The organism is Streptomyces sp. NRRL F-5122, assembly GCF_001507435.1.
Lineage (GTDB): Bacteria > Actinomycetota > Actinomycetes > Streptomycetales > Streptomycetaceae > Streptomyces > Streptomyces lannensis.
In genome coordinates, this window is sequence record NZ_LMWH01000081.1 from 159,868 (window position 1) to 185,873 (window position 26,006).

Annotated in this window: 24 protein-coding genes, 1 tRNA gene and 1 pseudogene; 7 read left to right on the forward strand and 19 right to left on the reverse strand. The window is 71.4% G+C overall.

Annotation, left to right across the window (positions count from 1 at the left end; translation table 11 throughout):
* The first annotated feature begins 62 nt into the window (after nucleotides 1–62).
* From ADL25_RS11485 to ADL25_RS11495, 3 genes and pseudogenes are all read left to right on the forward strand, one after another.
* Nucleotides 63–1,319: an arsenic transporter gene (locus tag ADL25_RS11485; protein WP_059127609.1), complete on the forward strand. Its 1,257-nt coding sequence runs from the start codon at nucleotides 63–65 to the stop codon at nucleotides 1,317–1,319.
* Between the two features lie 198 nt (nucleotides 1,320–1,517).
* Nucleotides 1,518–2,956: pseudogene (gndA, locus tag ADL25_RS11490) on the forward strand (NADP-dependent phosphogluconate dehydrogenase).
* A 99-nt stretch (nucleotides 2,957–3,055) separates the two neighbouring features.
* Entirely contained in the window at nucleotides 3,056–3,739 is a 684-nt protein-coding gene (locus ADL25_RS11495; protein WP_059127571.1) for a DUF1345 domain-containing protein, read from the forward strand.
* Between the two features lie 92 nt (nucleotides 3,740–3,831).
* On the opposite strand, the gene ADL25_RS11500 is transcribed toward ADL25_RS11495, so the two are convergent.
* The 14 genes from ADL25_RS11500 to ADL25_RS11565 all read right to left on the reverse strand — a co-directional run bounded on the left by ADL25_RS11500 (nucleotide 3,832) and on the right by ADL25_RS11565 (nucleotide 16,823).
* On the reverse strand, nucleotides 3,832–5,646 hold the full coding sequence (locus ADL25_RS11500) for an ABC transporter ATP-binding protein (RefSeq protein WP_079050302.1): 1,815 nt from the start codon (nucleotides 5,644–5,646) through the stop codon (nucleotides 3,832–3,834).
* A gap of 383 nt (nucleotides 5,647–6,029) precedes the next feature.
* Nucleotides 6,030–6,106: transfer RNA gene (locus tag ADL25_RS11505), tRNA-Pro, on the reverse strand.
* A gap of 103 nt (nucleotides 6,107–6,209) precedes the next feature.
* Nucleotides 6,210–6,569 carry an MmcQ/YjbR family DNA-binding protein gene (locus ADL25_RS11510; RefSeq protein ID WP_059127572.1) on the reverse strand — a complete coding sequence of 120 codons (360 nt, stop codon included), beginning with the start codon at nucleotides 6,567–6,569 and terminating at the stop codon, nucleotides 6,210–6,212.
* A 41-nt stretch (nucleotides 6,570–6,610) separates the two neighbouring features.
* Complete coding sequence (locus ADL25_RS11515; RefSeq protein WP_059127573.1) at nucleotides 6,611–7,138, reverse strand: GNAT family N-acetyltransferase; 528 nt, start codon at nucleotides 7,136–7,138, stop codon at nucleotides 6,611–6,613.
* Nucleotides 7,135–7,728, reverse strand: coding sequence for a helix-turn-helix domain-containing protein (locus ADL25_RS11520; RefSeq protein ID WP_059127574.1), 594 nt, complete (start codon nucleotides 7,726–7,728; stop codon nucleotides 7,135–7,137). The genes ADL25_RS11515 and ADL25_RS11520 overlap by 4 nt, the downstream gene beginning before the upstream one ends.
* A gap of 63 nt (nucleotides 7,729–7,791) precedes the next feature.
* Nucleotides 7,792–8,697 carry a LysR family transcriptional regulator gene (locus ADL25_RS11525; protein WP_059127575.1) on the reverse strand — a complete coding sequence of 302 codons (906 nt, stop codon included), beginning with the start codon at nucleotides 8,695–8,697 and terminating at the stop codon, nucleotides 7,792–7,794.
* A 31-nt stretch (nucleotides 8,698–8,728) separates the two neighbouring features.
* The gene (locus ADL25_RS11530) at nucleotides 8,729–9,928 is read right to left on the reverse strand and encodes a glycine C-acetyltransferase (RefSeq protein ID WP_059127576.1); all 1,200 of its coding nucleotides are present in this window, start codon (nucleotides 9,926–9,928) and stop codon (nucleotides 8,729–8,731) included.
* A 159-nt stretch (nucleotides 9,929–10,087) separates the two neighbouring features.
* Nucleotides 10,088–11,116, reverse strand: a complete 1,029-nt coding sequence (gene tdh, locus ADL25_RS11535; protein WP_059127577.1) for an L-threonine 3-dehydrogenase — start codon at nucleotides 11,114–11,116, stop codon at nucleotides 10,088–10,090.
* A gap of 145 nt (nucleotides 11,117–11,261) precedes the next feature.
* A complete protein-coding gene (locus ADL25_RS11540) occupies nucleotides 11,262–11,834 on the reverse strand; it encodes a GAF domain-containing protein (protein WP_059127578.1) in 573 nt (190 codons plus the stop codon).
* On the reverse strand, nucleotides 11,831–12,430 hold the full coding sequence (locus tag ADL25_RS11545) for a GTP-binding protein (RefSeq protein WP_059127579.1): 600 nt from the start codon (nucleotides 12,428–12,430) through the stop codon (nucleotides 11,831–11,833). The genes ADL25_RS11540 and ADL25_RS11545 overlap by 4 nt, the downstream gene beginning before the upstream one ends.
* Nucleotides 12,408–12,785, reverse strand: a complete 378-nt coding sequence (locus ADL25_RS11550; protein ID WP_059127580.1) for a DUF742 domain-containing protein — start codon at nucleotides 12,783–12,785, stop codon at nucleotides 12,408–12,410. The genes ADL25_RS11545 and ADL25_RS11550 overlap by 23 nt, the downstream gene beginning before the upstream one ends.
* A complete protein-coding gene (locus tag ADL25_RS11555; RefSeq protein ID WP_059127581.1) occupies nucleotides 12,782–13,204 on the reverse strand; it encodes a roadblock/LC7 domain-containing protein in 423 nt (140 codons plus the stop codon). Before ADL25_RS11555 ends, ADL25_RS11550 begins: the two co-directional genes overlap by 4 nt.
* A gap of 56 nt (nucleotides 13,205–13,260) precedes the next feature.
* A complete protein-coding gene (locus ADL25_RS11560; protein WP_079050303.1) occupies nucleotides 13,261–15,252 on the reverse strand; it encodes a sensor histidine kinase in 1,992 nt (663 codons plus the stop codon).
* A gap of 359 nt (nucleotides 15,253–15,611) precedes the next feature.
* A complete protein-coding gene (locus tag ADL25_RS11565) occupies nucleotides 15,612–16,823 on the reverse strand; it encodes an MBL fold metallo-hydrolase (protein WP_059127611.1) in 1,212 nt (403 codons plus the stop codon).
* 202 nt (nucleotides 16,824–17,025) lie between these two features.
* On the opposite strand from ADL25_RS11565, the gene ADL25_RS11570 reads away from it, so the two are divergent.
* From ADL25_RS11570 to ADL25_RS11580, 3 genes are all read left to right on the forward strand, one after another.
* A complete protein-coding gene (locus ADL25_RS11570; RefSeq protein WP_059127582.1) occupies nucleotides 17,026–17,610 on the forward strand; it encodes a carboxymuconolactone decarboxylase family protein in 585 nt (194 codons plus the stop codon).
* 75 nt (nucleotides 17,611–17,685) lie between these two features.
* Nucleotides 17,686–18,876, forward strand: a complete 1,191-nt coding sequence (locus ADL25_RS11575) for a glutamate dehydrogenase (RefSeq protein ID WP_059127583.1) — start codon at nucleotides 17,686–17,688, stop codon at nucleotides 18,874–18,876.
* Between the two features lie 14 nt (nucleotides 18,877–18,890).
* Nucleotides 18,891–19,511 carry a TetR/AcrR family transcriptional regulator gene (locus ADL25_RS11580; RefSeq protein ID WP_181923213.1) on the forward strand — a complete coding sequence of 207 codons (621 nt, stop codon included), beginning with the start codon at nucleotides 18,891–18,893 and terminating at the stop codon, nucleotides 19,509–19,511.
* A 120-nt stretch (nucleotides 19,512–19,631) separates the two neighbouring features.
* Here ADL25_RS11580 and ADL25_RS11585 read toward each other — a convergent pair whose 3' ends face one another.
* Entirely contained in the window at nucleotides 19,632–20,417 is a 786-nt protein-coding gene (locus tag ADL25_RS11585) for an SGNH/GDSL hydrolase family protein (protein WP_059127585.1), read from the reverse strand.
* A gap of 342 nt (nucleotides 20,418–20,759) precedes the next feature.
* On the opposite strand from ADL25_RS11585, the gene ADL25_RS11590 reads away from it, so the two are divergent.
* The gene (locus ADL25_RS11590; RefSeq protein ID WP_059127586.1) at nucleotides 20,760–21,557 is read left to right on the forward strand and encodes a tyrosine-protein phosphatase; all 798 of its coding nucleotides are present in this window, start codon (nucleotides 20,760–20,762) and stop codon (nucleotides 21,555–21,557) included.
* 30 nt (nucleotides 21,558–21,587) lie between these two features.
* Here ADL25_RS11590 and ADL25_RS11595 read toward each other — a convergent pair whose 3' ends face one another.
* The 4 genes from ADL25_RS11595 to dxs form a co-directional block, all read right to left on the reverse strand.
* Complete coding sequence (locus tag ADL25_RS11595) at nucleotides 21,588–21,737, reverse strand: DUF6126 family protein (protein ID WP_059127587.1); 150 nt, start codon at nucleotides 21,735–21,737, stop codon at nucleotides 21,588–21,590.
* Entirely contained in the window at nucleotides 21,734–22,351 is a 618-nt protein-coding gene (locus ADL25_RS11600) for a helix-turn-helix domain-containing protein (protein WP_059127588.1), read from the reverse strand. Before ADL25_RS11600 ends, ADL25_RS11595 begins: the two co-directional genes overlap by 4 nt.
* 75 nt (nucleotides 22,352–22,426) lie before the next feature.
* On the reverse strand, nucleotides 22,427–23,824 hold the full coding sequence (locus ADL25_RS11605) for an aspartate aminotransferase family protein (RefSeq protein WP_059127589.1): 1,398 nt from the start codon (nucleotides 23,822–23,824) through the stop codon (nucleotides 22,427–22,429).
* Nucleotides 23,821–25,716 (reverse strand): 1-deoxy-D-xylulose-5-phosphate synthase, encoded by a 1,896-nt coding sequence (gene dxs / locus ADL25_RS11610; protein WP_059127590.1) that lies wholly within the window; start codon nucleotides 25,714–25,716, stop codon nucleotides 23,821–23,823. The genes ADL25_RS11605 and dxs overlap by 4 nt, the downstream gene beginning before the upstream one ends.
* Nucleotides 25,717–26,006 lie beyond the last annotated feature (290 nt).

Genomic DNA, 26,006 nt, shown 5'->3' on the forward strand with positions numbered 1-26,006 from the left:
GATGCCGTCCGACCTGGTGTGATGGAAGGGCACCGCCGAATCCGTTCCGGAAGGACCGTACTCTGAACACCCCGCTCGCCGAGGCCCTCTCCATCGTTCTGCTCGTCGCCGTACTGGCCGGCGCCGTGGTGCGTCCGTTCGGGCTGCCGGAAGCCGTGGTCGCGGTTCCGGCGGCAGGCATCGCGATCGCGACCGGCGCCATCTCCCCGGCCCATGCGGGGGCCGAGGCCGAGCGGCTCGGGCCGGTGGTCGGCTTTCTGGCGGCGGTGCTGGTACTGGCCCACTTCTGCGACGTGGAAGGGCTGTTCCGGGCGTGCGGCGCCTGGATGGCACGCTGGGCGGCCGGCCGGCCCGGTCGGCTGCTGACCGCGGTGTTCACCCTCGCCTCGGTGATCACGGCCGTGCTCAGCCTGGACGCCACGGTCGTGCTGCTCACCCCGGTGGTGTTCGCCACGGCGGCCCATATGGGCGCCCGTCCCAAGCCCCACCTCTACGCCTGCACCCATCTGTCGAACACGGCTTCGCTGCTGCTGCCGGTCTCCAATCTCACCAACCTGCTTGCGTTCGGCGCCTCGGGGCTGAGCTTCACACGGTTCGCCGCCCTGATGGCCCTGCCGTGGCTGGTGGCCGTCACCGCCGAGTACGTCGTCTTCCGCAGGTTCTTCCATCGGGACCTCGGCGCCGGAGCCGCGGCCCCGGTGCGGGAGGAGCCGCCCGCGCTCCCCCTGTTCGCCCTGCTGACCGTGGCCTGCACGCTCGCCGGGTTCGTGGTCGCGTCCGTCTTCGGCATCGACCCCGCATGGTCGGCGCTGGCCGGAGCGCTGGTCCTGGCCGTGCGTGCGCTCGTCCGGCGCCGGGCCACCCCCCTCACGGTGGTGCGGGCGGCGGCGCCTTCCTTCCTGGCGTTCGTACTGGCGCTCGGCGTGGTGGTGCGCGCAGTCGTCGACAACGGGCTCGCCGGCGCGCTCGGCCGGGTGCTCCCCGACGGGACCGGCCTGCCCGCGCTGCTGGGCATCGCCGCCCTGGCCGCCGTGCTGGCCAATCTGATCAACAATCTGCCGGCGGTCCTGGTCCTGCTGCCGCTGGCCGTCCCGTCGGGTCCGGGCGCGGTCCTCGCCGTCCTGCTCGGCGTGAACATCGGCCCCAACCTCACCTACGCCGGCTCGCTGGCCACACTGCTGTGGCGGCGCATCGTCCACCAGCACGAGCACGCCGTCGACCTCAAGGAGTTCACCCGGCTCGGAGCGATCGCCGTGCCGACCGCACTGGTGTGCGCGGTGGCGGCGCTCTGGGTCTCCCTCCACGTCCTCGGCGCCTGACGCGGCCGGCCTCGCCCGGTCGGGCGCGCGCCACCGGCGCGCGCTCCGGTGGCGCGCCGAGATCCCGCTCCCCGCGGTGAGCAACTCCCGCCCCGCCGTCCGTACCTGATCGCGACAGCGGTACGAGCCGCACCGAGCGAGGTCCGCCGCACCCGAGGGACACCCGGGGGCGGTGGATCCGGACCCAAGGAGCACAGCATGCAGGCGACCGCGCAGATCGGCGTCACCGGGCTCGCGGTGATGGGCCGCAACCTGGCCCGGAACTTCGCGCGGAACGGGTACACCGTGGCCGTGCACAACCGCACCCCGACCCGAACCAAGGCGCTGGTCGAGGAGTTCGGGCACGAGGGCGCGTTCGTGGCCGCCGAGACGGCCGAGGAGTTCGTGGCGGCGATGGAGCGTCCGCGCCGCCTGATGATCATGGTTCAGTCGGGCGACGCGACCGATGCCGTGATCGAGGAGTTCGCGCCGCTCCTGGAGCCCGGGGACATGATCATCGACGGTGGCAACGCACACTTCTCCGACACGCGGCGCCGGGAGCGGTCGCTGCGCGATCAGGGCATCCACTTCGTCGGCGCGGGTTTCTCCGCCGGCGAGGAGGGCGCCCTGCACGGACCGAGCATCATGCCCGGCGGTTCCCCGGAGTCATATGCCTCGCTCGGACCGATGTTCGAGAAGATCAGTGCCGAGGTCGACGGCGAGCCGTGCACGACGCACATCGGCACCGACGGCGCCGGGCACTTCGTGAAGATGGTGCACAACGGCATCGAGTACGCGGACATGCAGGTGATCGGAGAGGCCTACGACCTGCTGCGCCAGGTGGCGGGATACTCCCCCGCCGAGATCGCCGGCATCTTCCGCGAGTGGAACAAGGGGCGCCTGGACTCGTATCTGATCGAGATCACGGCGGAGGTGCTCGCCCACGTGGACGCCTCGACCGGCGAGCCGTTCGTGGACGTCGTCGCCGACGCCGCCGGGCAGAAGGGAACCGGGCGCTGGACCGTGCAGACCGCACTGGACCTGGGCTCCCCCGTCACCGCCATCGCCCAGGCGACCTTCGCCCGCGCCGCCTCCGGCCAGTCCGCGCTGCGCCGTGCCTACCGCGGACTGCCGGGCGGCACGCAGTGGACCTCACCCCGTACGAGGCCGAGCGCTTCACCGCACAGGTCGAACAGGCCCTCTACGCCTCGAAGCTGATCGCCTACGACCAGGGCTGGAAGATGATCCTGGACGCCGCCGAGGAGTACGGCTGGGAGATCGACCTCGGCGCGGTCGCCAGGATCTGGCGCGGCGGCTGCATCATCCGCGCCGCCTTCCTCGACCGCATCCGCGCCGCCTACGCCACCGATCCGGGTCTGGTCAGCCTGCTGTCCGACGCGGGGTTCGCGGCCGAGATCGGGGACGCCCAGGTGCCCTGGCGCGAGGTGATCGCCACGGCGGCCCGCAGGGGTGTGCCGGTGCCGGCGTTCTCCGCCGCCCTCTCGTACTACGACTCCCTGCGCGCCGAGCGCCTGCCGGCCGCCCTCACCCAGGGCCAGCGGGACTACTTCGGCGCGCACACCTACCGGCGGGTCGACCGCGAGGGCAGCTTCCACACGCTCTGGGGCACGACCGACCGCGCCGAGACGCAGTCCTGAACCGTCCGCCGGGCTCCCGTTCGGGGAGCCCGGCGACCCGGACGCGCGCACCGCTCCCCTGCGAAGGAACCGCCCGAAGGCCGTACGACACTTACCCGCATGACTGATGCACCGCAGAAGGCCAAGGTCCCCGCGTGGCGGCGGCCGACCGACGGTGAGCACCGCTGGCAGGTCGCCGCGGTTCTGGCGCTCATCATCGCCGCCCAACTCGCGGAGCCCCGAAAGCTGACCCTTCACCCTCACTGGCTGCTGCCCGCCGTGGAGGGCGTCTTCCTTGCGGTGCTGCTGCTCAGCAATCCGGGCAGGATCAATCGCGAGTCGGTTCCGCTCCGCAGCGCGTCCCTGGCCCTCGCGGCGATCGCCAGCCTGGCCAACGCCTGGTCCCTGGTGCTGCTGCTCACCGCCCTGCTCACCGGGCACGAGGAGCGTTCCGCGAGCTCACTGCTCCTGGTCGCGGCCGGCATCTGGGGCACCAACATCGTGGTCTTCGCCCTGTGGTACTGGGAGTTCGACCGTGGTGGCCCCGTCGCGCGTGCGCACGCCCACCGCGCCCATCCCGACTTCCTCTTCCCGCAGATGCAGGTGCAGGAGCTGGTCAGCCGGGACTGGGAACCGGCGTTCTTCGACTACCTCTACGTCTCGTACACCAACGCGACCGCGTTCAGCCCGACCGACACGATGCCCATGTCACGGTGGGCGAAACTGCTGATGCTCATGCAGTCGGCCGTCTCCATCGTCACCGTGGGCCTGGTCGTGGCCCGCGCGGTGAACATCATGCGGTGACCGCGGGAACGACGGCGGCCGGAGGCCGGCCACCGAGGTCCCCTTCGCAGCACGGGATCGCGTGTCGGGGCGCCGAGGGCCCAGGCACGCGATCAGTGCAGTTCGGCCCGCGCGGGACTGTCGCCGAGGAAGCCGCCCGACTGGTGCTGCCACAGCTTCGCGTAGGCGCCCTCCGATGCGAGCAGCTCCCGGTGGGTGCCCTGCTCGACGATCCGGCCGCGGTCGAGGACCACCAGCCGGTCCATGCCGGCGACGGTGCTCAGCCGGTGCGCCACGACCAGCGCAGTCCGCCCGTCCATCAGCCGCCACAGCGCTTCCTGGACGAGGATCTCGCTCTCGGAATCCAGCGCGCTGGTCGCCTCGTCCAGCAGCAGGATCGGCGCGTCGCGCAGGATCGCCCTGGCGAGGGCGACCCGCTGCCGCTGTCCGCCGGACAGCTTGACACCACGCTCGCCCACCATGGTGTCGAAGCCGTCCGGCAGCGCGTCGGCGAACTCCGTGACGTGCGCCGCCTCGGCGGCACGCCGGATCTCGGCGTCGGTGGCGTCCGGCCTGGCGAACGCGATGTTGTCCCGCAGTGAGCGGTGGAACATCGCCGGGTCCTGCGGCACATAGGCGATCAGACTGCGCAGGTCCGCCTGTCGCAGGCTGCTGATGTCCTGACCCCCGACCAGGATCCGGCCCGCGTCGATGTCGGTCATCCGCAGCAACAGCCGGGTCAAGGTGGTCTTGCCGCCGCCCGACCGGCCGACGAGCCCGATCCTGGACCCGCTGGACACGGCCAGGTCGAGCCCTTCGAAGAGCGGCTTGCCGCCTCCGTGAGCGAAGGTCACCCGCTCGAAGCGGACATCGCCGGTCCGGGACCGAAGGACCTCCGGCGTCTCCGGGTCGAGCACGGTCGGAGGGGTCAGCAGCAGTTCGGTGAACTGTGCGGCCTCCGTCATCGAACTCTCCAGACGACGGTAGATCTGGTTGAACTCGAACATGATCCGGGTGGCGTTGCTGTAGTACGTGAAGGCGACCACGACGGCCTCCACACCGTGCTCGCCCCCGCCCAGCATGACCGCGAGCAGCAGGCCCAGGGCGTTGGTCAGCACGGACATCGGCGCGACCAGTGTGTCGATGCGCAGGTTGCCGTAGTCCCAGGACTTGAGCGTCAGACGCCGCGACTCGGCGACGCGGGACCGGTGCTCGGCGGCCTCGCTCTCCTCTGCGGCGAACGCCCGGACCGTGTCCATGTTCATCAGGCTGTCGGCGACATGGCCGGACACCCGGGCGATCGCCTCCTCGCGCTGATCGACGAGTGCCTGGCGGCGGCGGATGAGGGGCACCACACACAGCGCCGTCAGTGCGATCATCGCCAGGAGCCCGACGACGAGCAGCGGTTCGTAGCCCCACAGCACCACCGAGCCGAACAGCAGCGGCACGAAACTGCCCACGACGTTGAACGTCAGCGTGTCGACGAACTCCTCGAAGCGGGAGGCGAAGCTCAGCACCCGCTTGGTGAGCGATCCGGCGAAGTTGTCGTGTAAGAAGGCGGCGTCCCTGGCGAACAGTTCGTCCATGCCGATCACGTACAGGCGCTCGATGCCGAGGGCGTCCAGACGGTTCAGGCAGTGGAGGCCGAGGCGCCACAGCGCCTCGGCGAGCAGCAGGGCGCAGCCGAAGGCGAGGACGTAGGGAAGCATCGAACCGACGCCGATGCCGGAGTCGCCGGCGATGCGGCCGACGAGTTTCGCGACGACCAGCGGCGCGATGTAGTTGATGCCGATGTTGCCCAGCGCCGGCAGCAGCATCGCGGGCAGCGTCAGCCGCCGCAGCCGTGCCAACTCCCTTACGTAGTAACGAAGTGCCAGGAGCGCGGAACGCTTGCCCGGCACGACCTTGCGCGAATCAGGTGATCCCATCCCAACCCTGTGGTGTCGTGCGGCGGCGTCACGTGCTTCTTCCGGGTGGTGACGCCACCTCGATGGCCGTGTGGAGGTGTGGTTCGGGTGGGCGGCCCTCATTCGGGTCGCGAGCGGTCGGACGGGGCACGACGGGGTGCCACATGCGGCTCGTGGGGACAACGACGGACGAACAGGGGCAGACCAGGAGTCGAAGTGTCCCGCGACGGCGCCCGTGGAGTCCAAGCGTTTTCCCGGAGGGCGGCGAACCGCGTACGGCCGTGGAACGGCGGCCCGGTCACGGCCCCGCGATGCCTGGCCCGCACGGCGGCCAACCGGCGTATGGACGTGCGGAAGGCCGTCTTCCCATCTCTGAGAAAACGGCCTCCGACCTGCAATGAAGCTGGTCGGGACGACAGGATTTGAACCTGCGACCCCTTGACCCCCAGTCAAGTGCGCTACCAAGCTGCGCCACGTCCCGTTGCCCGCCTGACCTGGGGTTTCCCCCGGCCGAACGCGCACAGAAACAATACCGCACTCGGGCCGGTGGTCGCGCACCGGTTTGTCTGCCGGTCACCCGCACGTCAGTCCCCGGCCGCAAGCCCCAGCTCCGGGTGGTGGTCGAGAAGGCGCGGCGGGGCCGCCTGGCGCCAGGAGTCGGCCAGGATGTCGCGCAGCTCCGCCTCGTCCTCGAGGGTCGCGAGGCGCACTCGGATCCAGGCGAACTGCGCCTCATGATCGGCGACCCAGAACTTCTCGGGCTCGGCCAGGACCAGCTCGTCCCGCTCCTCCTTGGGGCACCGCACCGCTATGGACGTCTCGTCCTCGGGCAGCGTGGCGAACATCTTCCCCGCGACCCTGAACGTGGGCATGTTCCAGGCGATCTTCTCGGCCGTGTCCGGCAGGGACAGGGCGATACGGCGTACGTCTTCGGCGTCCGGCATGTCCCGCACCGTAGCCAATGCCACTGACAGAGACCGCACGCTCAGCGGGAATCCCCCACATGCTTGTAGAAGACCGTCGTCGGGTGCAGGACACCGGCCGGTGTCGCCGCGTAGTCCGGAATCGCCCCGACCCGTGTCCAGCCTGCGGAGCGATACAGGACCTCGGCAGGACTGCCCGTCTCGGTGTCCAGGTGGAGCAGGGTGATCCCGGCCGCCGAGGCACCCCGTTCGGCCGTGGCCAGCAGCCGGCGCCCGAGGCCACGGCCGCGGGCCTCCCGGTGCACCATGAGTTTGACCAGTTCGCCGCGGTGGCGGCTGTTCGCCTTGTCGGGGAGGGCCAGTCCGACCGTGCCCGTCACCCGGTCCCCCTCATGTGCCACCCACACCGCGAGCGCGCCCGCCTCTACCGCGGCCGCCCGCGCCCTCCACCAGGCGACCGCCTCGGACCGCTCGAGCGGCGCCAGGAAGCCGATCGAGGCTCCGCCGTGCACGGTGTCGGTCAGCAGTTCGGCCAGGCCCTCCGCCCTGGCGAGCACCTCGGTCCCGCTCAGCGCGGAGATCGTGGTCATGGGAGCACCACCACCAGTGCGTACCGGGCGCCGTCGGGTCCGGGGCAGCGGAACCGGGTCGGCCCCCACACCCGCAGCCGCAGGCAGTCGCCGGCGCAAAGCCGGTGCTCCATGTCCCCGGCCGTCACCTCCAGCGCGCCGTCGATGACCCAGATGTGCTGTTCGAGCCCGGGCACGGGCGGCCGGTCGTACGCGATGTCGGCGCCCGCCGCGAGCCGCCCCTCCACGAGTTCGCCGCGCAGCCCGGGATGCGGAGGAGACACCGACCGCCGTACGAAGCCGGAGGCCGGGTCCTGCCACACGGTCTGCTCGGCGGCGCGGAGCACTTGTGCAGGCTCCGCCTCGACCTCGCTCAGCAGCCGGGACATCGTGCGGCCGTAGACCGCGCAGAGCCGGTTGAGCAGCGAAGCGGTCGGGCTGATCTCGGCACGTTCGGCCCGGGAGAGGGTCGAGCGGCTCACGCCGCTGCGCTCCGCCAGTTCGTCCAGGGACCAGCCGCGTTCCGCCCGCAGCTCGGCCAGGCGTCCGGCGAGCCGGGCGTCCACGCTGTCGATCACTTCGCCGTCCACATCCGGGATATTATCCCACATACGAGAATCGTTCCCGGATGCGCACAGGACTCCGCCGGTGAAGGCAGGCCCCGGCGGGGTGGATCAGTCCTCGGTCGCGGCCTCCGCCAGCGCGTCCAGTACCGGCCGGATCAGAGGGTGCTCCTCCGCGCCCCGGCGCACGGCGGCGAAGACCCGGCGCGTGGGCGCGACCCCGTCTACCGGGCGGACGACCACGCCGGTGAGGTCCATGCCACGCAGGGCGGAGCGGGGCACCAGGGCTACCCCGGCACCGGCGGAGGCCAGCGCGACCACCGCGCGGAAGTCGTCCGAGAAGTGTTCGAGGCGGGGCTGGAATCCGGCGTGCTCACAAGCGAGCACGACGACGTCGTGGCAGGGATTGCCGGCGTACGGGCCGATCCACGCGTCCCTGGCCAGCTCGCCGAGCGGGACCTCGCCCGCGTCTGCGAGGCGGTGGGTGAACGGCACCACGGCGTCGAAGGGCTCCGCATACAGCGGAACATGGGTGAGCCGGGGGTCGTCCGCGTCGGGTGCGCCGCGGTACTCGACGGCGACCGCGACGTCGACCTGCCGGTCCAGCACCATCGGCAGGCTCGCATCGCCCTCGGCGTCCTGGACCCGCACCCGGATTCCGGGCGCGGTCCGGGCGAGCCGGGCCAGTGCGGGGGCGACGACCAGCCCGATGCCGGTGGCGAAGGAGGCCAGAGTCACGGTGCCGGCGGACCCCGCGCCGTAGGCCGCCAGCTCGGCCTCGGCGCGCTCCAGTTGGGCGAGGACGGCGTTGGTGTGACTGAGCAGGATCTCGCCGGCCGGGGTGAGTCGCACGCCCTTGGCACCGCGCTCCACCAGCCGGTGGCCGGTCTCCTGCTCCAGCGCGGTGAGCTGCTGGGACACCGCGGAGGGGGTGAGATAGAGCGCGGCGGCAGCAGCCGTCACGGTGCGGTGGTCGGCCACCGCACGGAGGATGTGCAGCCGCCGCGCTTCGATCATGCGACCGATTATCGCAAGAGCGCGGGGCGTCTCAGGCCTCCAGCTCCGCCCGAGCCGCGACGAACGCGTCGACCGCGCGGTCCACGTCGTCCGTGGAGTGCGCGGCGGACAGCTGCACACGGATGCGCGCCTGGCCCTGCGGGACCACCGGGTAGGAGAACCCGATGACGTAGACGCCGCGCTCCAGCAGCAGCTCGGCCATGCGGCCGGCTCGCGCCGCGTCGCCGATCATGACCGGGGCGATGGCATGGTCGCCGGGCAGGATGTCGAAGCCCTCCTCCGTCATGCGGCGCCGGAAGAGCGCGGTGTTCTCGGCGAGCTTCTCGCGCAGGTCACCCGCCGACTCCAGCAGGTCGAGCACCTTGAGCGAGGCCGCCGCGATCACGGGGGCGAGCGTGTTCGAGAACAGATAGGGCCGGGAGCGCTGGCGCAGCAGCGCGACGATCTCGGCGCGGGCGGCGACATAGCCGCCGGACGCGCCGCCGAGCGCCTTGCCGAGCGTGCCGGTGATGACGTCGACACGGTCCATGACGCCGTGCAGCTCGGGGGTGCCGCGGCCACCGGGGCCGACGAAGCCGACGGCGTGCGAGTCGTCGACCATGACCATGGCGTCGTAGCGGTCGGCGAGGTCGCAGATCTCGCGCAGCGGTGCCACATAGCCGTCCATGGAGAAGACGCCGTCGGTGACGATCAGCTTGCGACGCGCGCCGCCCTCGGAGGCCTCCTTCAGCTGCTGCTCGAGGTCCGCCATGTCACGGTTGGCGTAGCGGAAGCGGCGGGCCTTGGACAGCCGGATGCCGTCGATGATCGAGGCGTGGTTGAGGGCGTCGGAGATGACGGCGTCCTCCGGACCGAGCAGGGTCTCGAACACACCGCCGTTGGCGTCGAAACAGGAGGAGTACAGGATCGTGTCCTCCTGGCCGAGGAACGCGGACAGCCGCGCCTCCAGCTCCTTGTGCACCTCCTGCGTACCGCAAATGAATCGCACGGAGGCCATGCCGTAGCCCCAGCGGTCCAGGGCCTCGTGTGCCGCGGCGATCACCTCGGGATGGTCCGCGAGCCCGAGGTAGTTGTTGGCGCAGAAGTTGAGCACCTCGCCCGGACGGCCGCCGGCGCTCACGCGCACGGTCGCGGACTGCGGGCTGTCGATCACGCGCTCGGGCTTGTGCAGCCCGGCGGCGCGGATCTCGTCGAGGGTGGCGCGGAGGTCGTCGCGCACGGAGTCGAACATCGGAAAAGCTCCTTGGGTACGAAGGGCGAGTGGGGCGATGGGCGGTGCCGGCGTCGGGAGAGCGCCCCGGGCGGGAGACGGCGCCCGATCCGGGGCGGCCGAACACGGTCGGCCTCTCTACGCCTGCTCAGACGGCCCCGGGGCGAACCGGACCGCGCATCAGGCGGTCCAGTCGAGGATGATCTTGCCGCCCTTGCCGCTCGCCGCGTCCGCGAACGCCGCCTCGAAGTCGCGGTAGTCGTAACGTCCGGTGATCACGGGGGCCAGGTCGAGTCCGCCCTCCAGCAGGACCGACATCGCGTACCAGGTCTCGAACATCTCGCGCCCGTAGATGCCCTTGATCGTGATCATGGAAGTGACGATCCGGGACCAGTCGACGGGGAACTCCTGGGACGGCAGCCCGAGCATCGCGATCCGCCCGCCGTGCGTCATGTTCGCGATCATGTCGCGCATCGCCTCGGGCCGGCCCGACATCTCCAGACCGATGTCGAAGCCCTCGCGCAGCCCCAGCTCGCGCTGGCCGTCGGCGATGGTGGCCTCGGAGACGTTCAACGCGAGGCTCACGCCGATCTTGCGTGCCAGCTCCAGCCGCTCCTCGCTGACGTCGGTGATGACGACGTTGCGGGCGCCCGCGTGGCGGGCCACGGCCGCGGCCATCAGACCGATCGGACCGGCCCCCGTGATCAGGACGTCCTCGCCGACCAGCGGGAAGGACAGAGCCGTGTGGACGGCGTTGCCGAAGGGGTCGAAGATCGCGGCGACATCGAGGTCGACGGGGACCCGGTGGACCCACACGTTCGAGGCTGGCAGCGCCACGTACTCGGCGAACGCGCCGTCGCGTCCCACGCCGAGACCGACCGTCGCACGGCACAGATGGCGGCGTCCGGCGAGGCAGTTGCGGCACTTGCCGCACACCAGGTGCCCCTCTCCGCTGACCCGGTCACCGATCTTCACCTCGGTGACGTCCCGGCCGGTTTCGACGACCTCGCCGACGAACTCGTGCCCGACGACCAGCGGGGGGCGGATGGACCGCTGCGCCCAGCCGTCCCAGGAGCGGATGTGCAGATCGGTACCGCAGATCCCGGTCCGGAGGACCTTGATCAGTACGTCACCGGGGCCGACCTGCGGCTCCGGGACGTCGGTGAGCCAAAGTCCCGGTTCAGCCTTGTCCTTGACCAGCGCCTTCAACGCCACGGCTCCTGTGGGTGCGATCCCGGAACCGGGCATGCCGAAGGAGCCCCTACCGGGAGGAGAGATGAGATCACTCAGAAATCTGCCGTACCGGCGGCGCCCGGTCCATCGAGGATTTCTTAAGCTCGGCCGCAGCTTTCCTTCACGCCCTGTCTCCGGCGGCCCCGGTCCGTTCCTGCTCGATCCGCTCGGCCAGTTCCGCGGCGAGCGCCTTGATGGTCTCCAGTCCCGACCGGCCCCAGGGGCGCGGTTCGAGGTCGATCGCGCAGACCGTGCCGAGGGCGAGGCCCGCACGGTCGACGAGCGGGGCGCCCATGTACGAACGGACGCCGAGTTCGTCCACGACCGGGTTGGAGGCGAAGCGCGGGTAGTCGCGGACGTCCTCGAGCACGAGCGCCTTGCCCCGGACCACGACATGCGGACAGAAGCCGTACTCGCGGCCCAGGTGACGGACCGGTTCCGGGTCCGCGCCGTCCGCTTCGGCGACGGCGAGGAGCGGCCGGTCGCCGGGCTGGTGGAGTCCCGCGAAGAACTGCCGGTGCTCGCCGATGAAGTTCACCATCGCGAAGGGCGCGGCGGCGACGTCGGCGATCCGGTCGGCGAACGCGTCGAACTCCGGTTCCGCGCGCTCCCCGAGTCCCAGCAGGCGCAGTCGCTGGACGCGCGCGGCGGCGTCCTTGTCCTCCGGGGTCAGCAGCAGTCGTCCCGGGGTCATGCGCGGGCCCCCCGGCTCGCGGTCGCCGCCGGGGAAAGCGCGAGGAGATGACGGACGAGCGTGAGCAGGGTCTGCACGCCCGAGCTGGAGATCCGGGCGTCACAGCACACGACGGGGATCTCGGGGGCGAGGTCCAGGGCGGAGCGCACCTCCTCCTGGCCGTAGCGGTGGCCACCGTCGAACTCGTTGACGGCGACGACGAATCCGAGGCCGCGCTGCTCGAAGAAGTCGACGGCGGCGAAGCAGTCCTCCAACCGCCGGGTGTCGGCGAGGATCACCGCCCCGAGCGCCCCTTCGGAGAGCTCGTCCCACATGAACCAGAACCGCTCCTGTCCGGGGGTCCCGAACAGATACAGCACATGCTGCGCATCGAGGGTGATGCGGCCGAAGTCCATCGCCACGGTCGTCTCGACCTTGTTCTCGATGCCCTCGAGGCTGTCGGTCGCGGCACCGACCGTGGTGAGCAGTTCCTCCGTGCTCAGCGGCGCGATCTCGCTGACCGCGCCCACGAAGGTCGTCTTGCCCACCCCGAACCCTCCCGCCACCAGGATCTTCAGGGCGGTGGGGAAGGGGTCAGAGCTTTCGTCGTAATCCATCGAGCACTGCCTCCAGAAGGGACCGGTCGGTGGGGATGTGGTGGTGGGCGGGGGGCTTGGTGGTGAGCGCCCCGCAGTCGACGAGGTCGGACAGCAGCACCTTGGTCACCGCCGCCGGAAGCCTCAGGTGAGCGGCCAGTTCGGCGACCGAGACGGGTGCCCGGCACAGGTCGAGCGCCTCGCAGTGTTCGGGGCCGAGGTAGCCCAGGGGGACGACACCGGTGGTCCTCACCTGGGACAGCAGGTCGAACGCGGTGCTCGGCCGGGTGCGGCCGCCGCTGACCGTGTAGGGACGTACGAGCCGTCCGGCTGCGGCGTCGAGCCAGGGGCCGTCGCCCGCCGCGGTGACGTTCAAGGCCGGGTCGCCGTGGAGCGGCGCGGAGCGGTCGCGAGATACGGCCGCACGCTCTTGACGAGCATCGCCATCTCGTAGCCGAGAACAGCGGCATCGGCCTCGCGGTCGGCGAGGACGGCGAGACAGGTGCCCGAGCCCGCGGTTGTGACGAACAGCAGCGTGGAGTCGAGTTCGACGACGATCTGCCGGACGTCGCCCCCGTCGCCGAAGCGGACGCCCGCGCTGCGGCCGAGGGAGTACAGGCCGGATGCCAGGGCGGCCATGTGGTCGGCGCTGTCCGGGTCGAGGCCGTGGACGGACTTCACGAGCCCGTCGCAGGACAGGAGGACCGCGCTCGTGGTGTGCGGCACGCGCTGCACGAGCCCGCTCATCAGCCAGTCGAGGTCGGAGGCATGGGCGGTCGGCACTTCGCTCGCCATGATGGATCGACTCCTTGGGGTTCGCGGGTCTGCGGGAGCGGGCGGGGTCGGTGTGGTCATCCGGGCGGTGCACTCCCGTCCTGCCGGACGGTCCGTTCCCGGTCGGGCTCGCGTCGGGGGCGTACCTCGGCCGTGCGCGCCCGGTCCCCGGCCGGTGCTTCGGCAAGGGGCGACGGCATGTCATCGGGGAACGCCGGCTCGCGGTACGGGACGTCCGACCGTGCCTCTTCGTGCCGGTCGGGGACGGCCCCCGCACCCGTGTCCGGATCGTCGTGGCCGGGCTCCGCCTGCTCACGTGCCTCGGCGAGGCCGATGCCCCGCTGGAAGGCGGCCATCAGGCCCGGGTCATGGCCGATGTGCTGCTCGCCCTCCTGGCGTGCGGGCGGCGTCGGTCCCCCACGAAGCTGGGGTGCGAGGTGCTCCTGGGCGCGGCGGCGGGGCAGCCGGGGCTTGCCCATCGTGCCGCGGACGGTACCGACCAGGGGAGCCGGCCGTCCGTCGACGGGCCGCTCGACGATCGGCCGGTCGCCGGAACGGAGTCCGGGCAGGGCCTCGGCGGGGTTGGGCCGGGGACTGTCGGCGTCGCGCACGGGCAGCGGGGAGCGGTCGCGCTCGTCCAGGACCAGATCGTCGCCCGGCCACTGCGATCCGCGCACCGCCGGCTGCTCGGAACCTCCGAGAGGCGGGTGTGCGGCCCGCGCGCCCCGGGGCGGAGGGACGTGCGGGCGGTGGTTTCCGGGAGCGATCTCTCGCGGGCCTGCGGCACCGGGGGTCCCGACCGGTCCGGTGTCGGGGTCGGTCACCTGCGGCTCCTGGGGCGCCGCGCCTCCGGCCGTGCCGGGATCCGGACCGATCAGCCCCTGCGGCACCACGAGCACCGCCTGGACACCGCCGTAGATGTTGGTCTGCAGCCGGACGTGGATGCCGTGCCTGCGGGCGAGTTGCGAGACCACGAACAGGCCGATGCGACCGTCGGCCAGCAGGCCGGCGACGTTGACCTGGTCCGGGTCGGCCAGCAGGGTGTTCATCCGGCTCAGTTCGGCCTGCGGCATGCCGAGCCCGCGGTCCTCGACCTCGATGGCGAGCCCGGAGGTGACCTGGCCGGCGCGCAGCAGGACCTGAGTGTGCGGAGCCGAGAACACCGTGGCGTTCTCGACGAGTTCGGCCAGCAGGTGGATGACGTCGGCGACGGCGTGGCCGCGCAGGGTGCCGTCCACCGGCGGTACGAGCTTGACCCGTGCGTACTGCTCGACCTCGGCCACGGCTGAGCGCAGCACTTCGGTCATCGGGACCGGATTGCTCCACTGACGGCGCGAGACCGCACCGCCGAGCACGGCGAGATTCTCCGCGTGGCGCCGGATGCGGGTGGCGAGGTGGTCGACGTGGAAGAGGCCCTTGAGCAGGTCGGGGTCCTCGATCTCGTTCTCCAGCTCGTCGAGGATCGAGATCTCCCGGTGCACGAGGGACTGCAGGCGCCGCGCGAGGTTCAGGAAGACTTCGAGCTTCTGCTCGCTGCCGGTCTGGCTGGAGAGCTGTGCCGCTTGCAGGACCGCGGCGGAGGCGCCGTCGTGGGCCCGCGACAACTCGTCGGCGAGCAACTCGAACTCGTCGCCGTCCTTGGTGGGTTTGCCGCGGGGTGTGCGCGTGGGCGGGGTGTCGCCGCGGCGGATCGCCTCGACCAGGGCCCGCAGGTCTGCCTCACCGCGCGCGCTGGTGCGGCGCAGCATCTCGAGCCGCTCCGCGACGGATGTGGCGGCGCGCTCGGCGGCCACGGCGGCGATCGCGATGCCCGCGAAGGCCACTCCGAGGGCGCCCGCGAACACGGCCCACATCAACAGCGTGGGGCGCGCGCCGGTGGCACGGACGGTGAAGAGCACGGCGGCGGAGGCGCTGAGGGTCACCGCGACGCAGGGCAGGATCGCCAGACGCAGCAACTGGGGCCGTATGGCGGTGGCGGGGGGCGCGGGGACGGTCTGGGCGACCGGTCGCCCGTGCCGCCCGCCCTCACGGCGGTCTGCGCGTGCGGCCGGTGCGCGAAGGTGAGACATCGGCGTCCTCGTACTCGGTGCGTCGGGGGCGTGGGGTCCCCGCGGTCTGCGCGACTCGGGCGTGCGCCATCGCGGCGCCGGGTCGGGAAGGCCGAGGAATGGCGGCCCTCCGTCGCGCGGCGGCAACTCAGCGTAGTCGCGTTGAAGGCCCGCGCGGAGGGCTGTGGACAAAGTCCTCCGGAGAGCTTCCCGCTCTGGTATGACGCGTCGTACGACCGACCGATAACCAACCGGACACGCGTTCCCACCGCAGGAGCGAACCGATCAGAGCTGGTCAGAAGCGGTCGGGAACAAAGGGCGAGGGCCGAGGAGCCCTGTGCTCCTCGGCCCTCGCCGTGGTCCCGCGACCGCCCGGAAGGTCAGCCCGCCGGGACCGTCTCCGGCTCCCCGGATCCCGCGGGGCCCTCACCCGGGACGTCACCCGGAGTGTCGGCCACGGGCGCCGGCCAGCCGCCCTCCGGCTCGACCGCGACCCCGCGCCACCAGGGCTCCGACGGCACGGTCGGAGCCGTGGGCTCGAAGGGCTCACCCGGGCGCGGCAGCGCGACCTGCGCTCCGGCCGCCCGCGCCGCCTCGACGGTGCCCTCGCCGGGCTCGGCCCAGGGGTGCGGCGCCAGATTGAACGTGCCCCAGTGGATCGGCAGCATCACACCCTGCGGGCTGCCCCCCTGGAGGTCGAGGTGGGCGCGCATGCCCTCCTCGGGCGTCATGTGGATGTCGGGCCAGTACTCCGAATAGGCGCCGATCTGGATCATGGTGGCATCGAACGGGCCGTGCGCGGCGCCGATGTCCTTGAACCCGTCGAAGTAGCCGGTGTCGCCGCTGTGGTAGATCCGGTGCTCGTCGCCGGCCACGGCCCAGGACGCCCACAGGGTGTGCTGCCGGTTGCGCAGACCGCGGCCGCAGAAGTGGCGGGCCGGGGTGGCGGTCAGGCTGAGGCCGCCGACCTTCGTCGTCTCGTTCCAGTCCAGCTCGCGCAGCCGGTCGGCCGAGACGCCCCAGTGCTCCAGGTGGGCGCCCACGCCGAGCGGTATCGCGAACACGGTGTCCGTCCCCGCCAGTGCCTTGATGGTGGGCAGGTCGAGATGGTCGTAGTGGTCGTGCGAGATGACGACGACGTCGACCGGGCCGAGCGCGGCGAGCGGCAGCGGCACCGGATGCAGGCGCTTGGGGCCGGCGAAGTCGAAGGGCGAGCAGCGCTCCCCCCACACCGGGTCGAACAGCACCCGGTGCCCGTCCATCTCGGCGAGCACACTGGAGTGCCCCATCCACGTCAGCCGCAGTCCGCTCGCGGGAGGCCGGGCCAGATCGGCGTACGTCGTCGGATGCACGGGCACGGTGCCGGACGGGACGCGGCGGACCCGGGCGTCCTTGCGGAAGTAGACCTTCGCCAGCTCCAGCGTGGAACCGCCGGACGGGCGGATCCGGGTGCCCTCGGGGTTCACGAAGACGCCGTCCGCGAAGTGCGGCGATCTGCGGATGCGCGCCAGGCGCTCCCCGCTCGGATCCGCGCCGAAAGCGGCGGGCCGCAGCGCTCGGAGCCCCGAGCTCAGGGAACGTGAACCGGACACAGGACCTCCAGTGGAGTCGATGAGATCTTCCATTATTGTCGGCCCCTCCTCCGACGACGGGCCTGCCGTGCCACAGGGCGACCTCCCCGGCGCACAGCGCGACACGTGCGGGCCCGCATGTCACATCCGGGGGGTGCCCGTTCGTCGCAACGGTGCGGGCGCTCGCGAAGGGCGCCCCGGAACGACGCACTGGAGGTGCCCCATGGCCCGAGTCTCCCTGACCCCGCGCCGCACGTTCTTCTTCCGCTTCATGGAGTGGTACTCGAAGAAGACCTACGGCAAGGTCCTGGACCCCGGCAAGGCGCTGGCCCATCAGCCGGACGTGCTGCGGGCCGATCTGCGCTTCGAGCGGTCGGTCGCCAAGTGGAACCGGCTCGACGCCGACCTCAAGGCCCTGGCCGAGATGGCGACGGCCGCGTCGATCGGCTGCTCCTGGTGCATGGACTTCGGCTACTGGGTGAGCCGGGAACGCGGCATGGCCCGCGAGAAGCTCGTGGACGTGCCACGCTGGCGCGAGAGCGGCGCCTACACGGAACTGGAGCGCGACGTCATGGCGTACGCCGAGGCGATGACGGCCACCCCGCCCACCGTCGACGACGAGCTCGCCGCCCGGCTCGTCGGCCGGCTCGGCGAGCCCGCCTTCGTCGAGCTGACGGCGATGGTGGCGGTGGAGAACCTGCGCTCGCGCATCAATGCGGCGCTTGGCCTGACGAGTCAGGGCTTCAAGGACTCGTGCGACGTGCCGCAGGGTGCGGAGCCGGTGTCCACCGCACGCCAGAGGCGGTAGAAAGCCCTCGAAGGGCGGCTCCCGCTCATCGGGTCCCGGGCAGGCAACTGAATCACCGTTCAGTACAGTGGGCTCATGACCACCGATCGGGGCGCGCCCCTCATCACGCTCGTCTGGACCGACCACATCACCGGCCACCGGGGCTACCTCGTCGTCGACCGCCTCGTCCGGGGCGTCGCCAGCGGCGGGCTGCGGATGCGACCCGGCTGCACGCTGGACGAGGTCGCCGGGCTGGCCCGCGGCATGACCATGAAGGAGGCACTGCACTACAACCCCCGGGGCCGCTACGTCCCGCTGGGCGGCGCCAAGGGCGGCATCGACTGCGATCCCCGGGCCCCGGAGGCCTACGACGTCCTGGTGCGCTATCTGCGCGCGATGCGGCCGTACGTCGAGACGGTCTGGGCCACCGGGGAGGACCTGGGACTCACCCAGGACCTGGTGGACCGCGCGGCCGCCGAGGCGGGCCTGGTGTCGTCGATCCAGGCCGTGTACCCCCTGCTCACCGACGAGGCGGCGGCCCGGGAACGGCTCGCCGACGCCTTCGCCGTCGAGGTGGACGGGATCGGTCTGGACGCGCTGGTCGGCGGGTGCGGGGTCGCCGAGTCCGTGCTGACCGCCCTGGACCGGGCCGGCCTGCCGTATGCGGGCACCCGGGTGGCGGTGCAGGGCTTCGGCACCATGGGTGGGGCCACGGCGCGCTTCCTGGCACGTGCGGGACTGTCGGTCGTCGCGGTCGCCGATGTGAAGGGCACCGTCGCCCATCCCGACGGACTCGACGTGGAGGCGCTGCTCGCGGCGCGCGACGCCTACGGGACGGTGGACCGGGGGGCACTGCGCCCCGCCGACCGCGAACTGTCCGGGGACGCCTGGCTGTCGGCCGAGGCCGAGGTGCTGGTGCCCGCCGCGGTCTCGTACGCCATCGACACCGAGAACCAGGAGCACATCACCGCACGGTGGATCGTCGAGGCGGCCAACATGCCGGTGCTGCCCGAGGCGGAGGACCTGCTCGCCGCGCGCGGGGTGAGCGTGCTGCCGGACGTCGTGGTCAACTCCGGGACCAACGCCTGGTGGTGGTGGACGCTGTTCGGTGACGTGGGCGCCGACGCGGAGGAGGCCTTCGCCTACACACGACACTCGATGCGGGACCTGGTCGGCCGGATGCTGGACCGGGCGCAGGCCGACGGGACGAGTCCGCGGACGGCCGCGCACGCGCTCGTGGCGGACCGACTGCCGCTGATCGCCGAGCGGTTCGGCTGGTACCGGTGACGTAGGGTTGCTGCGTGACGAGGGTGCGGTTGAGCGTGGCCCAGCGGCGTGAGGAACTGCTGCGGGCCGCCGTCGAGCAGATCGAGGCGCGGGGCGTCGCGGCGGTGCGGATCGCCGATGTGGCCTCGGCACTCGGTGTGAGCAACGCACTGGTCCTGTACCACTTCTCGACCAAGGAGAAGCTGGTCGCGGAGGCGTTCGCGTACGCCGCCGAGGACGATCTGGCGCATCTGCGCAAACTGCTCGGCCGCCGTACGTCGGCCCTGCGCCGCCTGCGTGCGGCGGTGCGCTGGTACGCGCCGACCGGGCAGGCCAAGGGCTGGCGGCTGTGGATCGAGGGCTGGGCGGCGTCACTGCGGGAGCCCGCGCTGCGCGAGGTCACGCGTGGCCTCGACCGGCAGTGGAAGGCCGGGATCACCGAGGTTCTGATGGAAGGGGTCGCGGCCGGCGAGTTCCGGTGCGCCGACCCGGCGGGCACCGCTATACGGCTGACAGCGCTCCTCGACGGGCTGGCCGTGCAGATGACGGCGTACAAGGGCACGGTGGCGCGAGCACGGGCGCAGGAGTGGGTGGACGAGGCGCTCGCCCGCGAACTGGGAGTGGATCGCTCCGCGTTGACGGAGCCGAAGGGCTGACGCCGGTCTGGTCCGCCGGGTCGGCGGCACGCGTCGACGCGGTACGGGTCGGCGCGTGCCCGGTCCCGGCACATCCGGGCCCCGGGCACGCGCCGGCCCGTACCGGCAAGAGGGGCCGGTTCAGACCGCCTTCGCGATGCGCATCTTGATGTCGTCCGGCGACAGGGCGCCCTTCGCCACGACACGGTCCCCCGAGGACTCGCCGCGCAACCGCCGTCCGATCCACGGGACCAGGTACTCACGCGCCCAGTGGATGTCGTCGCGCCGTACCTCGAGCGTGCCGCGCGGCGGCAGCGGCGGCCAGGCCTGGTCGGGGTCGGCGGGCACCTCGACGCCGAGCACCTGTCCCGCCCGCAGGGCGACGCGGGTGTGCCCCTCGGGCGAGAGGTGCAGACGGTCGTCGTCCCAGGCGCGCCGGTCCTGGACGGTCTTCAGCGACCACAGGTCGAGCACCGGGCAGCCGTACCGGTCGGCGATCGCCCGGACATGCCCGTTGTACGTGGCGATCTTGCCCCGCAGATGCTTGAGCACGGGGACACCGCGGGTGTCGAAGCCCGTCGTCACCATCACCGTGCCGACCGCGGAGGTCAGGGCGGCGATGGCATGCTCGAAGCGCTCGGCGACGTCGTCGGGGTCGGTGCCCGGCCGGATGATGTCGTTCCCGCCCGCGCAGAAGGACACGAGGTCCGGGGCGAGTTCGACGGCCTTCGGTAGCTGGTGCGCGACGATCTGGTCGAGCAGTTTGCCACGCACGGCGAGGTTCGTGTACGTGAAGGCGCCTTCGGGCCGCCGATCGGCGAGGAGCACCGCGAACCGGTCGGCCCAGCCGACGAACTGCCCGTCGGGGCCGGGATCGCCGACGCCCTCGGTGAAGCTGTCCCCCACCGCCACGTACGACCCGATCACTGATCTGTTGTCACTCTTCGAATCGTCTGCCACGTCGGTCCATGATTCACCTTGCGATGTGAGCTACGCGACCGTAGGCAGGGGTTGACGGACGGTGAGATAAGCCACGCGCCGAATTCGGTCCGATCCGGAATAACGCTCCCATCGCCGATGTTGGTGGAGCCACTGCACACGGCGGCCGGGACGTGCCGCCGGCGGTCGCGGTCGCCGGGCACGGTCCGGGGTCTTGACCGCAGGACGGCGGGCAGATCGCCGTCGATCATCGGCCGACAAACCCATGTCGTATCGTCGAAGCGCGGCCCGTCGGCGAGCAGCGCCGACGGACGGATGGGAGGAGCCCTCGTGACGCAGCAGGTCCCGTCGACCGAGCCCGAGCTGACCGGGGTGCGCAACTTCCGCGACGTGGGCGGTCTGCCGACCGTGGACGGGCGGCGCGTGCGGCACGGAGTGCTCTTCCGGAGCGGCCACCTCGCCCATGCGACGGAGAAGGACGCGGCGTTCCTCGGCTCCCTCGGCCTGCACACGGTCTTCGACTTCCGCAATGCGGCGGACAAGAAGCTCGAGGGGCCCGACGTCGAGCTCCCCGGGGTGCGCAACGTCAGTCTTCCGCTCACCGATCCGGCGGACGGGGCCGAGTTCTGGAAGATGGTCAGGGACGGCAACATCGAGCAGCTGCGCACGCTCCTCGCCGAGGGCAAGGCCGCGAACCGCATGATCGTCTCCTACCGCACCATCATCCGGGAGCGCACGGCCGAACACTCCCAGGTGCTGCGCTCCCTGGCCGAGGACAGCGTGCCCGCGCTGATGCACTGCGCGGCCGGCAAGGACCGCGCGGGACTGTCGATCGCGGTGACGCTGCTGGCCCTCGGGGTCGAGCGGGAGGCGATCGTCGCGGACTACCTGGAGTCCAACGCGAAGCACCGCCGCTACAAGGTGCACCGCAACGGTTCGTCGCCCGACACGTACTCCCCCGAGGTGATGGAGCTGCTCAGCCCGCTCTTCGACGCGCGCGCCGAGTACCTGGCGGCGGCGATCGACACCGTCGAGGAGACCTGGGGCGGTGTCGAGGACTATCTGGAGCGCGGGCTCGGGCTCACGCCGGCGGTGCGGGAGCGGCTGCGCGGTCGCCTGCTGGACTGAGAGCCGCCCGCGCCGCCGCGAAAGGGCCGGTCACTTCGCGCCCACCTCGAACAGCAGATAGACGAAACCGGCGAAGAGGTGGCCGACGGCGATGTAGATGATCAGGCGGACCCACAGGGCGCGGGGGAACTTCTCCTCCATGTCCCTGCGCTGGGGGCGGGTCTCCGGCTGTTCGGTCATGGCATTTCTCCAGGGGTGGGTCCGAGGCACAACGTGGCGGTCGGGCTCTGCAGCAGGGTGTGGACGAAGAGCAGATCGGTGCCGCCGTGGTCGACGGCGGCGATGCGGTGCGGGGTCAGTGAGTCGAAGTGCGCGCTGTCCCCGGTTGCGAGCACATGAGTGGTGTCCCCCAGCCGCAGGCGCAGCCGCCCGCTCAGCACGTACAGCCACTCCTCGCCGGGGTGGACGCGCACGATGTCGCCCTGCGCGCCGTGCGGGACGTGGACGCGGAGCGCCTGCATGCCGCGGCCCGGTGCGCCGGCCTGCCAGTACGTCCAGCCGCCCGCCCGGGTCGGCTCCATGTCGGGGGCGCGGACGACCGCCTCCTGGTCGGCGACGGTCTCGCCGAGCAGTTCGGAGACGGTCGTACCGTAGATACGGGCGAGCGCGAGCAGCATCGGCAGCGAGGGCTGGCGCTGCCCGGTCTCGAGCCGGGAGAGGTGCGCGGGCGAGAGCCCGGCGGCACGGGCCGCGGCCTCGAGGGTGAGCGAGGCTCGGCGCCGCAGCGCGCGCAGCTGCGGCGCGACGGCGGTAAGGTCCTCGCCGGGCCCGGCCTCGTTCTCGGGAGAGCTCATGCTCTCTATTCAGCCGCAGGTTTGCCTCTGCGGCAAATTTCTTGCCTCAGAGGCAAAGCCCCTCCGGTGCGCGCCTCAGCGGTTGGCCACCGCCTGCTTGATCAGGGTCTTTCCGAAGTCCCACATCAGTCCGCCACCGTGCGCGTCGTCCATGACGGCGGTGAAGGCCTCCACGAACCGGTCCACGTCCCGCTCGTCGATGGTCAGCGGCGGGATCAGCTTGATCACCTCCAGATGGTCGCCGGAGACCTGGGTGAGGATCCGGTGCCGTTGCAGCAGCGGGACGACGACCATCTGTGCGAACAGCCCCTTGCGGGCCGCCTGGAGCATGGTCCACCGGCCGCGCAGCTTCAGTGAGCTGGGCCTGCCGAACTCGATCCCGATCATGAGTCCACGCCCGCGTACGTCGCTGAGCAGCTCGTACTTGTCGACAAGCGTGGCCAGACGGGATTTCAGCTGCTCCCCCACGGCGAGGGCGTTCGCGACGATCTGCTCGTCCTCCATGGCGGAGAGAACCGCGAGCCCGGCCGCCATCGCCTGCGCGTTCGATCCGAAACTCGCCGAGTGCACCAGCACCCGGTCCATGGACGAGTAGACCTTCTTGAAGATCCATTCCTTGCCCAGGGTGGCGCCGACCGGTACATAGCCACCGGACAGCGCCTTCGCCACGCACACCAGGTCCGGCTCGACGCCGCCCTCGTGCTGGTAGGCGTAGAAGTCCCCGGTACGGCCGAGACCGGTCTGCACCTCGTCCGCGATCAGCAGGGCCTTGTGCTTGTGCAGCAGCTCCTGCGCGGCCTGGAGATAGCCGGGCGGCGCCTCGTGGACGCCCTTGCCCTGGATGGGCTCGACGATGAGGGCCGCCACGTCCCCCTTCCGGAGTTCCCGTGCCAGGGCGTCGAGATCGCCCAGCGGCACCGCCGTGTCGGGCAGCAGCGGTGCGAACCCGTCGCGGAAGCCGCGCTCGCCGTTCACCGACAGCGAGCCGGTGGTCAGACCGTGGAAGGCGTGCTCGCAGTACAGGACGCGCGGCTTGCCGGTGGCGAAGCGGGCGAACTTCAGCGCGGTCTCGACCGCCTCGGTTCCGCTGTTGCCGAAGAACACCCTGTCCATGTGCGGACTGTGGCTCAGCAGCTTCTCCGCCAGCAGCCCGGGCAGCGGCTGGCAGTCGAAGCGGGTGAGGTCGGCGAGCTGTGCGTCCAGGACGTCGTGCAGCGCCTTGCGGACCACGGGGTGGTGGCGGCCGAGGCCCATCACCCCGAACCCGGCGAGCATGTCCAGGTAGTCGTTGCCGTCGGCGTCCCAGAAGTGGGCGCCCTCGGCCCGCTCGTAGACCTTGTCGAAGCCGATGGTGTGGAGCATGCGCGGGAGCTGGTGGTTGAGATACCTGGTGTGCAGCTCGTAGCGCTCGGCCCCGCGCTCGGCCAGGAGTGCTCCGAGATCGAAGTCGCGGTTCCCGGAAGGGGTGGTCATTCGTGCTTCTCCTTGGACGGCTCATCCTTGACGGCCAGGCTCGCGCTGATCCGCCCCGCGACCTCGACGGGTGTGAGCCCGATGTCGGCGAGCAACTCGCCCCGCTTGGCGTGCGCGAGGAACTGCTCCGGGATCCCGAAGCGCCGCACCGGCACGTCGACGTCGGCGTCCGAGAGCGCCAGGGCGACCCCTGAGCCGACGCCCGCGGCTCTGCTGTTGTCCTCGACGACCGCGACGAGGCGGTGTTCGGCGGCCAGGCCCGGGAGCGCGGGGTCGACGGGTTTGACCCAGCGGGGGTCGACGACCGTGCAGCCGATGCCGCGCGCCTGGAGCAGCTCCGCGGCCTGGAGGCAGACGGGAGCCATGACGCCGACGGCCACCATGAGCACCTCAGGGCGGTCGGCGCGGTGCAGGACATCAAGGCCGCCCACCCGGTCCACCGCCGGGATCGCCGGACCCACCGACTCCTTCGGGAAACGGATCAGGGTGGGCGCGTCGTCGACGGCGACCGCCTCCCGCAGCTGCGCGCGCAACTGGTCGGCATCGCGTGGCGCGGCGATCCTGAGGCCCGGCACCACCTGCAGCACAGACATGTCCCACATGCCGTTGTGCGACGGTCCGTCGACGCCCGTCACCCCGGCGCGGTCCAGCACGAACGTCACACCGCAGCGGTGCAGGGCCACGTCCATGAGGAGCTGGTCGAAGGCACGGTTGAGGAACGTCGCGTAGACGGCGACGACCGGATGGAGTCCTCCTGTCGCAAGGCCGGCCGCGGAGACGGCCGCGTGCTGCTCGGCGATGCCCACGTCCCACACCCGGTCCGGAAAGCGCTCGGCGAACTTGGTCAGGCCCACCGGGTGCAGCATGGCCGCCGTGATCGCCACGACGTCCTCGCGCTCCTCGCCGATCCGGGCGATCTCGTCCCCGAAGACCGACGTCCACGACGGCCCGCCCGAGGGCGCGAGGGGCTCGCAGGTGAGCGGGTCCATCACGCCGACCGTGTGGAAGTGGTCCTCCTCGTGGGCGAGCGCGGGCTCGTAGCCGCGGCCCTTCTCGGTGAGGCAGTGGATCAGCACCGGACCGTGGAAGCGCTTGGCGCGCCGCAGCGCCGACTCGACGGCCCGGATGTCGTGTCCGTCGATCGGGCCGACGTACTTCAGCCCCAGGTCCTCGAACAGGCCCTGGGGCGCGAACGCGTCCTTGAAGCCCTTCTTGGCGCCGTGCAGGGCCTCGTAGACGGTGGTGCCGACGACGGGTGTGCGCTGGAGCACGTCCTTGCCCCAGGCCAGCACCTTCTCGTAGCCGTCGGTCGTCCGCAGGGTGGCCAGATGGTTGGCGAGGCCGCCTATGGTCGGCGCGTACGAGCGCTCGTTGTCGTTGACGACGACGATGAGCGGGCGGTCCTTGGCCGCGGCGATGTTGTTGAGCGCCTCCCAGGCCATGCCGCCGGTGAGGGCGCCGTCGCCGATGACCGCGACGACATGGCCCTTCTCCCCCTGCACCTGACGGGCCTTGGCAAGCCCGTCGGCCCAGCCGAGTGCGGTCGACGCGTGACTGTTCTCGATGATGTCGTGCTCGGACTCCTCGCGGGAGGGATAGCCGGAGAGGCCGCCCTTGCCGCGCAGCTTGGAGAAGTCCTGACGCCCTGTCAGCAACTTGTGCACATAGCTCTGGTGGCCGGTGTCCCACAGGATGCGGTCGACCGGTGACTCGAAGGCCCGGTGGAGCGCGATGGAGAGTTCCACCACCCCCAGATTGGGCCCCAGGTGACCGCCCGTCCTGGCGACCGCGTGGACCAGGAACTCCCTGATCTCCTCGGCCAGTCGGCCCAGCTCCGCCTCGGACAGCGCCTTCAGGTCGCGTGGTCCCCGGATGCTCTCCAGAATCGTCACGCTCGGGCCTCCCCTATTTTTCGAATCGCCTCCTGAGCGCAGAAGCCGGTGTCGAGAAGGCGACCAGGCCCGGCCCTGAGGGCCGGGCCCGCACGTCGTCACCTTCTCGGCACCGTCGCGCTCCTTCACATCACTCACTGGTAAGTCGTTCAAGCGACCGTGACGCCCTGGGCCCCTGGCGTGGTGACGGCCGGCTCGCCGGATGCGACGCCGTCCTTCTCCATCTGCTCGGCGAGCTTCATGGCCTCCTCGATCAGGGTCTCCACGATCTTCGACTCGGGCACCGTCTT

Coding starts and splice junctions, on each gene's coding strand:
- ADL25_RS11495 (WP_059127571.1), top strand. CDS start 3,056: ATGACTGATGCACCGCAGAAGGCCAAGGTCCCCGCGTGGCGGCGGCCG.
- ADL25_RS11500 (WP_079050302.1), bottom strand. CDS start 5,646: ATGGGATCACCTGATTCGCGCAAGGTCGTGCCGGGCAAGCGTTCCGCG.
- ADL25_RS11510 (WP_059127572.1), bottom strand. CDS start 6,569: ATGCCGGACGCCGAAGACGTACGCCGTATCGCCCTGTCCCTGCCGGAC.
- ADL25_RS11515 (WP_059127573.1), bottom strand. CDS start 7,138: ATGACCACGATCTCCGCGCTGAGCGGGACCGAGGTGCTCGCCAGGGCG.
- ADL25_RS11520 (WP_059127574.1), bottom strand. CDS start 7,728: ATGTGGGATAATATCCCGGATGTGGACGGCGAAGTGATCGACAGCGTG.
- ADL25_RS11525 (WP_059127575.1), bottom strand. CDS start 8,697: ATGATCGAAGCGCGGCGGCTGCACATCCTCCGTGCGGTGGCCGACCAC.
- ADL25_RS11530 (WP_059127576.1), bottom strand. CDS start 9,928: ATGTTCGACTCCGTGCGCGACGACCTCCGCGCCACCCTCGACGAGATC.
- ADL25_RS11540 (WP_059127578.1), bottom strand. CDS start 11,834: ATGACCCCGGGACGACTGCTGCTGACCCCGGAGGACAAGGACGCCGCC.
- ADL25_RS11545 (WP_059127579.1), bottom strand. CDS start 12,430: ATGGATTACGACGAAAGCTCTGACCCCTTCCCCACCGCCCTGAAGATC.
- ADL25_RS11555 (WP_059127581.1), bottom strand. CDS start 13,204: ATGGCGAGCGAAGTGCCGACCGCCCATGCCTCCGACCTCGACTGGCTG.
- ADL25_RS11560 (WP_079050303.1), bottom strand. CDS start 15,252: ATGTCTCACCTTCGCGCACCGGCCGCACGCGCAGACCGCCGTGAGGGC.
- ADL25_RS11570 (WP_059127582.1), top strand. CDS start 17,026: ATGGCCCGAGTCTCCCTGACCCCGCGCCGCACGTTCTTCTTCCGCTTC.
- ADL25_RS11575 (WP_059127583.1), top strand. CDS start 17,686: ATGACCACCGATCGGGGCGCGCCCCTCATCACGCTCGTCTGGACCGAC.
- ADL25_RS11595 (WP_059127587.1), bottom strand. CDS start 21,737: ATGACCGAACAGCCGGAGACCCGCCCCCAGCGCAGGGACATGGAGGAG.
- ADL25_RS11600 (WP_059127588.1), bottom strand. CDS start 22,351: ATGAGCTCTCCCGAGAACGAGGCCGGGCCCGGCGAGGACCTTACCGCC.
- ADL25_RS11605 (WP_059127589.1), bottom strand. CDS start 23,824: ATGACCACCCCTTCCGGGAACCGCGACTTCGATCTCGGAGCACTCCTG.